The organism is Enterococcus crotali (genome assembly GCF_000633635.1).
In the GTDB taxonomy this organism is placed as follows: Bacteria; Bacillota; Bacilli; order Lactobacillales; family Enterococcaceae; genus Enterococcus_L; species Enterococcus_L crotali.
In genome coordinates, this window is the sequence record NZ_AYPQ01000007.1 from 131,872 (window position 1) to 146,124 (window position 14,253).

Consider the following 14,253-nt stretch of genomic DNA (forward strand, 5'->3'; position numbering starts at 1 on the left):
TCACATCAAACTAAAACCCCGATTGCTAATATTATTTTATATAGTGAATTGTTATTAGAAAAAGAGCTAAAAGAAAAAAAATACGTTCAAACTATTACTAATCAAGCTGAGAAATTGCAATGGCTGATACAGAATTTACTACATCTTTCAAGATTAGAAAATGGGATTATACAATGTAGAAAAGAAGTTTACATGATTAACGATATAATTGTGCCGTGTTTAGAGCAATATAGAGTAGCATCTGATAATAAAAATTTAGATTTAATCTATGATCAGTTAAAAAATACATCTACATCAATATTTGCAGATCTCAAATGGACTCAAGAAGCTTTATCAAATATCATTGAAAACAGTGTGAAATACACTGTCGAAGGAAGTGTTCTAGTAGAAGTAGAAGTACAAGATTTATTTGTTTGTATTATCGTTTCAGATACTGGGATTGGTATTGATGAAATAGATATGGCACACATTTTTCAAAGGTTTTACCGAAGTCAAAAAGTAAAACACATTCAAGGTGTTGGTATAGGTTTGAGTTTAGCCAGAGAAATTATTGAAAAGCAAGAAGGGTATATGATAATTGAGTCTAAAATTGATAACGGAACAAAGGTTAAATTATTTTTACCAAAGGAGGAATAATGAGTTCGATTTTTGGGACTTATTATTCCTCTTTATGTCAATTTTGATAGAATTCTAACATAAGCTCGAAAGAATTATTTAATATAATTGTTTTAGATAGGAGTGGGAAATATGAACTCGGTAAAAGTAGTAGATGTATTTAAAAAGTATGATAATGGAATTTTGAAGGTAAATGCTTTGAGAAACATTAATTTAACTATTCAATCTAGTGAATTTGTATCAATAGTAGGCACTTCAGGTAGTGGAAAATCAACTCTTTTAAATTTAATTGGAGGATTAGATTATCCTTCAAGTGGAGATGTTTTTGTCGATGATGTAAATTTTAAAGATATGAATGAAGAAGAGTTAACTATTTTTAGAAGAAGAAATATCGGTTTTATTTTTCAAGATTTCAATTTATTACCGTTGTTGAATGTTTATGAAAATATTGTATTACCTATTCAACTGGATGGAAAAAAAATCGATTGCGAATTTATTGATCAAATTACTAGACAAATTGGCATACAGGATAAACTTGAATTCTATCCGAGTCAATTATCTGGAGGACAGCAACAAAGAGTAGCGATAGCACGCGCAATTGCTACGAAACCAGCCATTATTTTAGCAGATGAACCAACAGGGAACTTAGACTCAAAAACAAGTCAAGATGTTCTAGGCCTATTAAAAATGACTGGAAAAAAATATAAGCAAACAATTATGATGATTACTCATGATGAAACAATTGCTCAAATGGCTGATAGAGTTCTTCGAATAGAAGATGGAAGTTTAAGAGAGTGAGGAGTAATCTTATGTTTGAAACTAGAAATAAAAGGATAATGAGAAAACTTGCTATAAAAGATTTTAAGAAAAATATAAAAAGAAATATACTACTGTTAGCATCAATCATCTTATGTCAAATGATATTGATAATTCTAATAAATGCTAGTACTAATTATAGTTCTGCTATTCAAAAACAAAAATTAAGTGTAGATGGTATGGATTATCAAGCAGTTCTCACTTCTCCAACAGAAAAACAACTTAACATTTTAGAAAATCAGTCTAACATTAAATTTACTGGGCAACAAATAGCATGTGGAACTGGTATTTCCATTGATGACAAAACGACGGTTAAAATTATTTTGAAGTGGAAAGACCCAATTAATTGGCAAAAACAAACAATCCCAGCTTTAGTTGAGTGGGAAGGAAGATATCCGAAAGAAATTAACGAAATTATGATGTCAAGTGCCGCACTTAGCGATGCAGCAATAAAAGATGTTAGATTAGGTATGAAAATTTCAATGAAATATATTGATAAGAATGGTATTGAGGAGAACGAGTTCATTCTATCAGGTATTTATAAAGATATGACTGAACTAAATGGAAATAGTACACCATCGGTTCTTGTGTCCAAACCCTTTTTGAAAAAAAATRAAAAAAAGTGGTTATAATGATAGTAAAGAAGAATCAAGTAAAGCATATGTAAGTTTTAGTTCGTTATTTATCAGAAACGAAAAAGTTGAAATGTTGAAAAAAAAGTTAGATGTGTCAAGTAATCAAGTTTTTTTATACGATAATGAACTGGCTAAATCTACTTTAATTATCTTAATAGGATGTTTATTGTTAATAGTATTAGTATTATTAGCGACGTATTTAGTCATATTTAATGTCATGTACATTTCACTTGTAAAGGATATCAACGTCTTTGGATTGTATAGGGCAATTGGTATGACATATGCTCAAATCAAAAAAATGTTTATGTATCAGTTATTCTTCTTGTTAATCATTGGTGTACCAATCGGTGTAATTTTAGGTATGACTTTTAATCATTTCGTTATCCCTGGTGGAGTTGACTCTTTTAGCGTGAGTGAAATCGGTTTTAATGGGGCAACATTAATTTGTTCCTGTCTATTTGTTTCCGTAACAACATATGTTTCATTGAGTTTTCCTATAAAAATAGCGATGAAACGTACGGTAGTTGAAGCTAAAGGCATGAGCTTTCAAAAAAATAAACAGAGACATAAACGGTTAAAAGGAACTAGTTTATTGTCAATGTCAAATAAAAACATTTTTAGAGACAAAAGGAGAGCCTTCTTAGTTATTACATCGTTATTTTTAGCGTTTACTACTTTTATTACGATTAACACCTTAATTTATAGCAGAAATGATGAAGATTTTGTAAATGCTCATATGGAAGATGATCTTATTTTAGAAAACCAAACTGGATCAGGAGAAGATGAACAGCCAAAACAGGTTTTTACAGATGAAATTATGAATAAAATATTTTCTCAGTCTGAAATAAAAAACATTAGTAAAATTTCTTTTACACCAATGGTAATTAAGTATGAGCACAAAAAATATTATAATTATCTGGATAAGTACTATAAAAAGTATATGAGAATTTCAGCAAGTGAAGGAGAAGAAAATATAAAAAATGATCCAAACCAATTTTACGGCTTTGTTGTTGGAATTGGTAAAGAGGATTTTAAAAAGATTCAAGAAAAGCTAACTAGTAAGGTAGACGAAGCTGACTTTTATGAGGGGAGGATAGGGATACTAAATACAGATATCGATGAAACATCCGAGTTTGTAAATAAAGAGTTGAATTGTGAAGTATCCGGAAAAAATTTAAATGTTGAAATAGCGGCTGTTACAAATCAGAGTCTTTCAGATAAAGCAGGGATAGCACCCAATATCTATTTATATGAAGATGTAGTGAATCAAATGGGTATCTCCTATATCTATGAAAAAATCCGTTTGAATTTTGATTCTGAAAATGCTGGAGATGTAAATGAACAAATAAAGGCTATGGTAAAAAAAGATAATAGAATAGGTATCGTTAGTAAAATAGATATTCGAGATGAAATGAAAAATAGTATTAAAGAAATTTCGATGATATCTAATGCTTTGATTACTCTATTTGCTTTAATAGCTATGATTAATTTTGTAAATGTTATAACAGCGGGAATTGTGGAACGGAATAAGGAATTTTCAATTTTAGAAAGTATTGGTATGACCAGAAAACAAATAAGAAAAATGGTGATGTTAGAAAGCATAGAATATCTCGTACTTTCAGTTGGGGTGACTTTAATTATTGGGATTCCCATATCCTACTTGTTGTTTAATCTTTTTAAAGAAGAAAGCTATATGCAGTTTACTATCCCTTGGAAGGCTCTTGCTGGAATGATAGTGATTATTGGGGCAATAGGTATTCTTATTCCAATTCTATTTTTTAGAAAGAAGAAAGAATCTATCAGTGTAAGACTACGAAGTAATAACTAAAAATTAAACAAGGTTCTGATTATTATGAAAATAGTAATCAGAATTTTTCTGAATACAGGCATAAAAAATGATGATAGTGATAGATTTCTGACATTATTTGGAAAGAATAGTTGGCTATAATTAATATATAAGTTGAAAGGAACTAAAAATATGGGATATTCAATATGGGTAACAGCAGATTGTAATTTGCAATGTAAATATTGTTATGAAGGAAATGACAAACCTAGAGTGTATATGAATAATGTAACAGCTGATCAAGTGGTCAAATATATTCTTAGTGATTATGATGACGATGAAAGTTTATTAATTAACTTTCATGGAGGGGAACCTTTACTAAACATGAAGATTATAGAATATTTGGTGAAAAAAATCAATACAGATATTAATCCAGCAACAGAAGTTATCTACTCTGTCACAACAAATGGAACAGTTCTTTCTGCAAGCATATTAAATTTTATGTTGGATAACTCATTTGAAATCACTATAAGTATTGATGGGAATGAGGAGACTCAAAATTATCTGCGTCCATTTAAAAATGGAAATAAATCTTTTGATGTAGTTCTGAATAATGCTTTAATTCTTAATCAAAAGTTCCCAAATTTAAGATTGAGAATGACATTTAATTCTAAAACTACAGACTGTTTAGCATCCAATGTAATTTTCCTATGTGAGCAAGGGTTTCAAACGATTGTTCCTATAGAAGATGATTTTGATACAGAGTGGGATGAAATTCATTTGGAGATTCTAGAAGAACAAATTAAATTAATTAAGGCGTATCTTGAAAAAAATCCTACTAAAAGTGTTAGTCTCTGTGAAAAATTATCTCCCTGTACGGGAAACTGTAGTGGAGGTATTTCTAGCAAGCATATCTTTTGTGATGGGAAAATATATCCATGTTTAATGGCAGGTAATGAGGATAATTTTGAGGTAGGTGATATAAATACTGGAATTAATGAATTAAAATTATCCGAAATATTAGAAACTGCAGATAAAGAAAATCCAACATGTAGTGGGTGCAGTTTGATAAATTATTGTGAAGGATCACGATGTAAAATTATTAATAAGCTAGTTACTGGAAATTATCTACAACCAGCAGCCATTCAATGTCGGATCACCAGTTTATTCTATCAATTAAATGGCATTGTTTAATTATTTATCTTTGTTATTAGTGAATACTAATATAAATAGTAAAAAAATTAAGGAGGTGAGGTATATGTTAAAATTCAAAAAAATTGAGGATAAAACTTTAGTAAAAGTGCAAGCTCAAAAAAACTGTACAGCAGCAGGACACAGTTACAAGTATGAAGGTCAAGGAGATTGTCTTAACGACTGTGTTCAATGGGACAAACCTAGATATTACGCGTCTAAAACCCATTAGTCTAAAGGAATTAGCAACTGTATAGTTACGGTTGTTAATTCTTTTTTTTGGAGGAAAGCACATGGTAAGAAAATTAAAAATTGCAATTATTGATTCTGGTGTGGATTCTTCCCATAGTTTTTTAAATGAGAAAATCAGTTGGGGATGTACAATTCAACCAGATTTGGAAGTAATAGAAGGAAAATATAAAGATATAGAAGGTCATGGTACTAATGTAGTTTCAGTAATAACAAAAGAAAATCAAAATGTTGAGATTTATCCAATTAGGATCTTTGATAGTAGTGGTCAAACTTCATTATTGGTTTTAGAAAAAGCGCTCATGGTTGCTAGGGACCTAGATGTAGACATTGTAAATCTAAGCTTATCAATCATTGATAAATTTAAATCGTCAGATTTAGAAAAAATATGTCAAAAGTTAAGAAGTGAAGGAAAGATAATAATTTCCTCACAGTCAAATTCGAATCAAAAAAGTTACCCTGCTTATTTTAAAAGTTGTATAGGTGTTAGGGGGCATATCTTGGAAAGCGACTCTTCGTATTGGTTTAATCCATATAAAGGTGTTCAAGTTGTTGTTGATTCAGAACCTTTTTTTCATGCAACATTAGATGGAAATTATTGTATGTTTGGAAAAAGTAATAGTTATGCAGCAGCAAAATTTACAGGAATGGTTTCTAAAGTTATTGAGAAAAATGATACACATGATATAAAGCAAATATATGAAATATTAAAAAAAGGTGCTAGTAAAAAGTGGTGGACAAAGTACCATCATAGACATAGTTACAGATTTCCTGAGTTTGAAATTTTTGAAAAAAAACAAGGTAATCAAGAAATAGCATATCCCATTGTAAAAATCTTACTAGATTATTTGAGATTAACGGATGAAAAATCATTGTATTATCATAGCTTATTTTCTCAGGAAAATGGATTGAGATATGATCAATGCTTTGATTTATTATTGCAGCTAGAAAGCTATTTTGAATTGTCAATCAGAGACTATTCTGAAATTTCTAGAAAAGATTTCTATTCTTTTAGTAGTTTATTGGCTCTGGTAAATCAATATCTTTAAAGGTGGGTGAAGCCTATGAATAAAAATGTAATTAAGTATTTAAGAATATGTTGTGAAAATAAAAGTGTAAAAATATTCTCATCATTTATTTTAATGGTTCTATCTCTACTTACTACCTTTTTAGCCCCAAAATACTTAGGGGAAATAATAGATAATGGGATTATAAAACAAAACTTTCAAGTTGTTTGGACATTAGGTTGCATTTATTTGCTGTTGTATATTTTTAGCGAGGTAGTCGACTATGTTTTGTATAATTTTTTTAATGCTATAAAACTTGAAGGATCAAAAAAAATTAAAGAGAGATTGTTAATAAATATATCGAATGCAAATGGCGACCAACTATCTAAAAATCAAACAGGAGAATTTATATATATTATTAATAATGATATATTTAGAATTGAAAATTTCGGAATTGAAGTATGGTTTAAGTGTGTTATAAATTTATTAACTGCTCTTGGGGCTGTAGTATTTCTTGTGAAAATAAATGTAGCTTTGTTCTTAATTATTTTATCAATTGAAGTGGTTGTGATTTTTGTCCAAAAAAGCTACTCTATTAAAATTGAAAAGGAAACAAAGCTAATTAGAAAAAATGCAGGTAATCAATCTAATGTACAAGAACAATATATATCTAAAATACGAGAGGTTATTCTATCAAATTCTGCACAATATTTTTTGCGAAAAATATCGAAATATCAGGATAGGTTCATTGATATGGCAAAATCAATTAACAAAAAATTATCAAAATCAGATTTAGTATCTGCATTATCAACACATCTTTCTGTAATAACCATTTACGTTTTAGGTGGTTGGTTTATTATCAATTATAACACTTCTTTGGGTGATTTAATTTCGTTTACTCAATACATGGGATTGTTTATCGGTTCGATTAACTATTTATTAAAAGCGATCATTTCATTGAAGCAAACAACAATTTCATTAGACCGAATTTTTGAAGAACTAGACAAACAAAAATATGATGAATCGAAAGAATCTTATCAAGATAAAATTTATGGAGACATATTCTTTAATAATGTAACTTTTTCGTATAATGAAAGTAAAATTTTAGAGAATTTTACTTTAAAGGTATCTAAGGGAACTGTTGTGGGAATTGCAGGAGAAAGTGGATGTGGAAAGTCTACACTAACATATCTTATGTATAAATTGTGGAAGCCAGAAAAAGGATCAATAGAAATTGATAATATAAAGATTGAAGAATGGGAATTAGATTGTTTGAGGAAGCAAATTTGTATTGTTAGCCAAGAATCGTTGATAATTGATGATTCCGTAAAAATGAATATTCTTTGGGATTCAAATTTATCTGATATCCCTATTGATTTATTAGAAGCATTGGAACTGAAGGAAATTGCAAAAGGTACAGATATTGGTGAAAATGGAAGGAAACTATCAGGAGGACAAAAACAGAGAATTGCAATTGCTAGAGCAATAATGAAAAATACTCCAATAATTATTTTAGATGAATCAACTTCAGCATTAGATAATATTTCTCAAGATAAAATTTGGAAAAATATTCAACCGTGGCTTGCTGAAAAAACCGTAATAATTATTGCTCATAGAATGGAATTGATTCGTAATTGTGATTATATATGTATAATCCAAGATGGAATGGTAGTTGAAAATGGAACACATGTCGATATGATTGAAAATCAAAAGGAGTATTATAGGCTAGTAAACTCCATCTCTTAAAATGTAATTTAATACAAAAGATGGTGGACTGATAGACGTATTGGATTATAGGGGCTCTGTGATGGATTGTGTTTGTGTCTGGAAGAAGCGTACTAATAATAGTGGCATGTGTGGTAGTTTTTTGATACAATGTAGAAAGCATAATAGGTAAAAAGTTTATTATTTTTTTTAATCGAATTTAGTGAAACCTAATTTGTTAGGAGTTGATAAAGTGAGTAACAAAAATAATGAAATGGATTACCCTAAATGGTTTGATTTTGAAAATGAGGAAATTTTGAAAATTGATAGCGATATTAAAGACTCTAAAAATTATTATAATTACAGATTTTCAATGATAATGATCATTCAAGAGAAGTTGAAAAAAGACTTAATGATAATATTAATGAACCCCAGTAAAGCGACATCAAAAAAATCGGATAGGACTATTAATAGAGTATTAAATTATGCTAAAGATAAGTATAGAAGAGTATATTTATATAACACTTTGCCAGTTTATGAAACAGACAGTGGTGCAGTGAAAAAGGTTATTGAAGAAAAACCTAATAAAGATATTATAGAAATCAATACGGATGCAATTATTGCCAAATTAGAAAAATTAGACTTTAACTGCACTGATTTGATATTAGCAACTGGAAATCCTGTGTCAACTTATGGAAAAGAACAGATTGATAAGATATATGAAAAAATAAAACAAAAAAATATTCCTATAAAATTCTTCACAAAGGATGGGAATACTATTGAAGTAAATGGGGTTCAATCTAATAATAAGAGGTATACTAAGCATCTACGTGTTATTAGTAACAAGGCATTGGATAATGAGTTGATTACTGGTAGTATAACTGATCTTATAGAGAAAGATAGTATTTATCAATAACTACTATGAAGAGAATGCTAAGTTAGCAAGTGACAATGAAGCAGATACAAATAACCGTTTCAGTCATATATATATTCGCTTGTAAGCCCATAGTTTTTATGACTATCAATTTAATTGAGTATGTTTATGAGATGTAGCTTTTGCCTTGTTCGATACAGAATTTCTCTTCCGCAACTGGGAAAAAATAGTTATCTTACTATTAAGTGATTACGATTACTTAGTGGTTCCAACAAATAAGTGGGATGAAATAGCGAAAGAAAATGACATCGAGATAGTGAAGTTTGATAGAAGTGGTTACAACCCAATGATTCAAGAACCACAATCATATTTTGAAGTATTAATTAAGTTTGTGAATTAATAAAAATCATCCGTAACATCAAAGACTTTTCTTTCCTATATGCCCCACAATTTTTTGACCCAGATATTTATTTGATGAATTCATAGATTGACCCAGAAAATGACCCAGTTTAATATGAAATTTATTGATATTAGTTGAAGTGAGTATAGTTATTTTTCTTGTTAGAACGCGATTTTTAAATCATATTATTAATAATGACACACTACATCTCAACTGACCAAGCTAAAACAGCGTTAAATAAATAGTTTTACAAACCTTGATATAGCAACGTTTATCCCTACTCATTTGAGTGGGGATTTTTTTGTCTGTTATGAAAAGAGAGAGGACAATTGTCCCACTCTCTTTGATTTCAAAACTTTAATAATTTCTGAGAAAATGGTTATTAAAGTTATTTTTTTTTGTGGAATATAAATATTATCGAAAAGAAAAACGCTTGCAATATGATTTAGAATCAATTATACTTACATTAATTGAATGGGTAGTTACTGGTAAAGCAGGCTATACCTTATTACAGGTGTAATTCTTATACCCGTATTAAGGTATGCCTGTTTTTAGCTTTTTCTTGTAATTAAGGAGGTGAAACAAGTCTTGAAGATCAAAAAGATACTCAATAACAATGCAGTTTTGGTCGGAAAAGATGGAAAAGATTCTATATGGATTGGAACGGGATTAGGATTTCAAATGAAGCCTGGTTTAGAAGCTGATGAAAGTAAAATAGAAAAAATCTTTGTCTTGAAAGAAAAGAATTCGTATCAACGATTTGAAAAATTAATTTCTTCTATACCAATTGAGTACTTTTCATTGACAGATGATATTATTCAATTGGCAAAGGAGAAATTAGACTACGAGTTGAGTGAAATGCTCTATATGTCTTTGACAGATCATCTATTCAATTTAATTAAGCTTTATAAACAAGGAATTTCTCTTCATAACCGTCTGTCTTGGGAAATTAAAAAAAGTTATCCCAAAGAGTTTGAAATAGGAAAACAAGCACTGTACCTAATCGAAAAAAAAATGAAAGTAACATTAGCGGATGAAGAAGCAGGCAATATTGCAATGCACCTGATCAATGCTCAGATAAATGAAAACGGAGATCAAATGATCGATGCCAGAATCATTGCTAAAAAAATCCGAGATATTATTGCAATTATTCGTTTATCAAACAAGTTAACAATTAACGAAAATTCATTAGCTTACGATCGCTTCGTTACTCATCTACGTTTTTTCTTTCAACGTTTGAATGGATCAGAAGATAAATCGAAGCCGAATCCGTTGTTAGCACATGTAAAAGAGCAATACAATCAAGCATTTCGTACAATGAAGCTAGTTGAAGAATATTTAGAATCAACTTTAAATGATGATGAGCAGTTATATTTAACCTTGCATATTCAAAAATTAATAGAGAACGATTAGGGTTGTTACTGGTAAAGCAGGCAAGACTGACAGAAGCTTTCTTAGTTGAAGGTTTTTGTTTGTCTTGCCTTTTTTAGTTAAAAATAGAAAGGAAGAAAAAAATGGCCTACGAAAAATTAGTAAAAGAAATTTTAAAAGATGTTGGTGGAAAAGAGAATATCAATGGACTGACTCATTGTGTTACTCGTTTACGTTTCAACTTGAAAGATGAAGAAAAAGCAAATACAGAAGAATTAAAAGAACTACCTGGAGTTGTGACCGTAGTTCAAAGTGGGGGACAGTACCAAGTTGTTATTGGTAATCACGTTCCAGATGTTTACAAGGAATTTATTGAACTTTCAGGGTTGTCAACAGAAACAGAAGTAGTTAAGGAAAAGAAAGGATTATTGGATAGCTTTATTGACATTATTTCAGGAATTTTCACACCTGTCTTGGGTCTGTTAGCTGCTACAGGGATGATTAAAGGACTGAATGTTCTATTTGTATCATTAGGTTGGATTACAAATACTTCTGGGACCTATGCCATCTTACAAGCTGCAGGAGATTGTTTCTTTTATTTTTTCCCTATCTTTTTAGGATACACAGCAGCCAAAAAATTTGGACTGAATCAATTTGTCGGGATGGCTTTGGGGGCAGCATTAGTTTATCCGACTATTGCTGGTCTAACAACTAATGCAGAGCCCTTATATACATTGTTTTCAGGAACAATTTTTGAGTCGCCGATCTATATTACTTTTCTAGGAATTCCAGTTATTTTGATGAGTTATGGTTCAAGCGTTATTCCAATCGTTATTTCAACTTTTTTTGGTAGTAAACTTGAAAAATCCTTAGCTCGCATTATTCCTAGCATACTAAAAAGTTTCTTAGTTCCCTTTCTAACAGTAATAATTATGGTTCCTTTAACTTTTATTATTATTGGACCTATAGCAACTTGGGCTGGAGATTTGCTAGGTGAGTTCGTTTTAACAATTTATAATTTTAGTCCAATTGTAGCAGGAATTGCTGTAGGAGCTATTTGGCAAGTTTTAGTAATGTTTGGTTTACATTGGGGGATTATTCCGATTGCAATCAATAATATCAGTGTACTAGGTTATGATCCTGTGATGGTTTTAGGACAAGCAACGCCGTTTGCAACTGCTGGAGCTGTCTTAGCAGTAATTATCAAATCTCGTAATGTCTCTGTTCGAGCAATTGGTATTCCGGCTTTTATTTCTAGTTTGTTTGGTGTTTCTGAGCCATCACTGTATGGAGTTACTTTACCACGAAAAAACCATTCATTGCTACTTTGATTTCAGCTTCTGTTGGTGGATTAATAATGGGTATCTTCGGAACCAAATCTTTCATTATGGGAGGAATGGGGATTTTTAGCTTACCAAATTATATTAGTCCTGAAAGTGGGATAGGAAATGGATTTTATGGCTATGTTATTGCAATTGTAGTTGCTTTTGTACTGTCGTTCATCTTAACTCTAACTTTCCTATATGATCCTAAAGAAGACCGAGAAGCACAGAGTAGAAAAGACAATGAAAAAAATAAAGTAGAGTCTAAGAAAAATGATTTGATGACAGAAGTAGTGGTTCCATTACCTATTGCTGGCGAAGTTCTTCCGTTATCAGCAATCGATGATGCAGCATTTTCTACAGGATTATTAGGAAAAGGGCTTGCTGTTCGACCAAACGAGGGAAAAGTATATGCTCCTTTTGACGGTACGGTTGAAACATTGTTTCCAACAAATCATGCAATTGGCTTGAAATCAGTAGATGGGATTGAGATATTGATCCACATTGGAATGGATACCGTGAATTTAGAGGGAAAATATTTTGTATCTAAGGTAAAACAAGAAGATACGATCAAGAAGGGACAACTATTGTTGGAGTTTGATGGAAAAACAATTCAAGAAGCAGGCTATTCTATTGATACACCAATTGTTGTTACAAATACGAAAGAATATTTGGATGTGTTAGAAAAAGTCGAAGAAAAAGAATTGATTATTATCAAATAAAGGAGTGAGATCATGAGAGCAATAATGATTATGTTCGATACTTTGTCACGAGAATATTTATCTAATTACGGAAATGAATGGATGAAAACTCCAAATTTTCAAAGATTGAGGGAACAAACAACAACTTTTGATCAATTCTATGGAGGTAGCATGCCTTGTATGCCAGCCCGTCGTGAGTTGCATACAGGACGCTATAATTTTATGCATCGTATGTGGGGGCAATTGGAACCTTTTGATCACTCTATCTTTGAAGTTATGCAAAATAATGGGATTTATTGTCATTTAGTGACAGATCATTCTCATTATTTTGAAGATGGTGGGGCGACCTATCATAATCGTTATTCAACTTGGGAAGGATTCCGTGGGCAAGAAGGAGATCGTTGGATTCCCAGAAAAGCAGGAGAGAACCATCCTCAACAGAACTCTTTAAATAAGACAGGAATTTCTGTCGATCAACATTTTGCAAATCGAACCAAGCAACGCACTGAAGAAACAATGTCTAGCATACAAACAATTCAAGCAGGACTAGAGTTTTTGGAAGCATACCGAACAGAAGATGATTGGTTCTTACAAATTGAATGTTTTGATCCTCATGAACCTTTTTTCGTTCCAGAAAAGTATCGAGAACTTTATCAAGAGCAACCGACAGATCAACCTTATTTCTGGCCTAAATATGGACGAATTACGGAAGATATTACTGAAAATGACTTAACGGGACTACAAAAAGAATATGCGTCATTAATAAGTATGTGTGATAAACATCTAGGAAAACTATTGGATTACTTAGATGAAAATAATATGTGGGAGGACACATTAATCATAATTAATACCGATCATGGTTTTTTGTTAGGTGAACATGATTGGTTAGGAAAAAATGTAGCACCTATGTATGAAGAAATTATCCACCTTCCATTTTTCATTAGTACCCCAGATAGTAAAGTGGGCAATCATTGTCAAACTTTGAGTCAAACAATTGATATTCCAGCCACTTTACTTGATTATTTTGGAATTGAGAATGAGCTAGACATGGATGGGAAATCTTTACTACCTGCATTAAAAAATGAAGAAATACTGCTTCATCCAGAAATTATTTTTGGTACGAATGGCGGACATGTGAATATTTATGATGGACGTTATGTGTATATGCGAGCATCTGTTTACCCTGATAATGGTCCAATTACTATCCAGACTTTAAATTATTCCATGATTCGAGGTTTTCTAAAAAAAGATGTTTTAGATCAATTAGCACTTAAGCCAGGAAATCGCTTTACAAACCAATATCCTTATACCGAAGTACCAGTATCAACATATATTGATTCATATTCTATTGGACATTTGTTATTTGATTTAATAAATGATCCTAAGCAAGAACACCCAATTAAAGATAAAAAAATCGAAAACAAAATGATTCGAAAATTAGTGGAAATTATGGATCGAATTGAAGTGCCAGATAGTGAATATGAACGATTAGGTCTCGAAAAATAGAGAAGAAATTAGCCAATCTTTGGTAAAAATTTCTAAGGCTTCGTTCCTTTTTCGATAAAAAGCTAATAAGTAAGGAGTT

12 protein-coding genes and 1 pseudogene are annotated in these 14,253 nt (G+C 30.8%); all 13 read left to right on the forward strand.

Annotated elements, in window-relative coordinates:
- The first annotated feature begins 33 nt into the window (after window positions 1–33).
- The 13 genes and pseudogenes from V192_RS20440 (at window position 34) to V192_RS0115585 (ending at window position 14,174) form a co-directional block, all read left to right on the forward strand.
- Window positions 34–636: a sensor histidine kinase gene (locus V192_RS20440; protein ID WP_239644718.1), complete on the forward strand. Its 603-nt coding sequence runs from the start codon at window positions 34–36 to the stop codon at window positions 634–636.
- A 111-nt stretch (window positions 637–747) separates the two neighbouring features.
- Window positions 748–1,413, forward strand: coding sequence for an ABC transporter ATP-binding protein (locus V192_RS0115530; RefSeq protein ID WP_029948293.1), 666 nt, complete (start codon window positions 748–750; stop codon window positions 1,411–1,413).
- Between the two features lie 11 nt (window positions 1,414–1,424).
- A complete protein-coding gene (locus V192_RS0115535) occupies window positions 1,425–2,063 on the forward strand; it encodes a hypothetical protein (RefSeq protein ID WP_025873247.1) in 639 nt (212 codons plus the stop codon).
- Window positions 2,064–2,136: 73 nt separating this feature from the next.
- Window positions 2,137–3,894: an ABC transporter permease gene (locus V192_RS0115540; RefSeq protein ID WP_025873248.1), complete on the forward strand. Its 1,758-nt coding sequence runs from the start codon at window positions 2,137–2,139 to the stop codon at window positions 3,892–3,894.
- A 150-nt stretch (window positions 3,895–4,044) separates the two neighbouring features.
- Entirely contained in the window at window positions 4,045–5,043 is a 999-nt protein-coding gene (locus tag V192_RS0115545) for a radical SAM/SPASM domain-containing protein (protein ID WP_025873249.1), read from the forward strand.
- A gap of 64 nt (window positions 5,044–5,107) precedes the next feature.
- A complete protein-coding gene (locus V192_RS21570; RefSeq protein WP_158001109.1) occupies window positions 5,108–5,272 on the forward strand; it encodes a hypothetical protein in 165 nt (54 codons plus the stop codon).
- Window positions 5,273–5,333: 61 nt separating this feature from the next.
- Window positions 5,334–6,338, forward strand: a complete 1,005-nt coding sequence (locus V192_RS0115555) for a S8 family serine peptidase (protein WP_025873250.1) — start codon at window positions 5,334–5,336, stop codon at window positions 6,336–6,338.
- Between the two features lie 15 nt (window positions 6,339–6,353).
- Window positions 6,354–8,042: an ABC transporter ATP-binding protein gene (locus V192_RS0115560; RefSeq protein ID WP_025873251.1), complete on the forward strand. Its 1,689-nt coding sequence runs from the start codon at window positions 6,354–6,356 to the stop codon at window positions 8,040–8,042.
- A gap of 211 nt (window positions 8,043–8,253) precedes the next feature.
- The gene (locus V192_RS0115565; protein ID WP_025873252.1) at window positions 8,254–8,916 is read left to right on the forward strand and encodes a DUF1643 domain-containing protein; all 663 of its coding nucleotides are present in this window, start codon (window positions 8,254–8,256) and stop codon (window positions 8,914–8,916) included.
- Between the two features lie 145 nt (window positions 8,917–9,061).
- Window positions 9,062–9,274 carry a hypothetical protein gene (locus V192_RS20445; protein WP_025873253.1) on the forward strand — a complete coding sequence of 71 codons (213 nt, stop codon included), beginning with the start codon at window positions 9,062–9,064 and terminating at the stop codon, window positions 9,272–9,274.
- A gap of 588 nt (window positions 9,275–9,862) precedes the next feature.
- A complete protein-coding gene (locus tag V192_RS0115575) occupies window positions 9,863–10,687 on the forward strand; it encodes a PRD domain-containing protein (RefSeq protein WP_025873254.1) in 825 nt (274 codons plus the stop codon).
- Window positions 10,688–10,788: 101 nt separating this feature from the next.
- A pseudogene (locus tag V192_RS20450) lies at window positions 10,789–12,689 on the forward strand (beta-glucoside-specific PTS transporter subunit IIABC).
- Between the two features lie 12 nt (window positions 12,690–12,701).
- Window positions 12,702–14,174 (forward strand): sulfatase, encoded by a 1,473-nt coding sequence (locus V192_RS0115585; RefSeq protein WP_025873255.1) that lies wholly within the window; start codon window positions 12,702–12,704, stop codon window positions 14,172–14,174.
- Window positions 14,175–14,253: the final 79 nt, after the last annotated feature.

Excerpts from the sequence above, each read along its gene's own strand:
- V192_RS21570 (WP_158001109.1), top strand. The coding sequence starts at position 5,108 with ATGTTAAAATTCAAAAAAATTGAGGATAAAACTTTAGTAAAAGTGCAA.
- V192_RS0115560 (WP_025873251.1), top strand. The coding sequence starts at position 6,354 with ATGAATAAAAATGTAATTAAGTATTTAAGAATATGTTGTGAAAATAAA.
- V192_RS0115585 (WP_025873255.1), top strand. The coding sequence starts at position 12,702 with ATGAGAGCAATAATGATTATGTTCGATACTTTGTCACGAGAATATTTA.
- V192_RS0115530 (WP_029948293.1), top strand. The coding sequence starts at position 748 with ATGAACTCGGTAAAAGTAGTAGATGTATTTAAAAAGTATGATAATGGA.
- V192_RS0115540 (WP_025873248.1), top strand. The coding sequence starts at position 2,137 with ATGTTGAAAAAAAAGTTAGATGTGTCAAGTAATCAAGTTTTTTTATAC.
- V192_RS0115555 (WP_025873250.1), top strand. The coding sequence starts at position 5,334 with ATGGTAAGAAAATTAAAAATTGCAATTATTGATTCTGGTGTGGATTCT.
- V192_RS0115545 (WP_025873249.1), top strand. The coding sequence starts at position 4,045 with ATGGGATATTCAATATGGGTAACAGCAGATTGTAATTTGCAATGTAAA.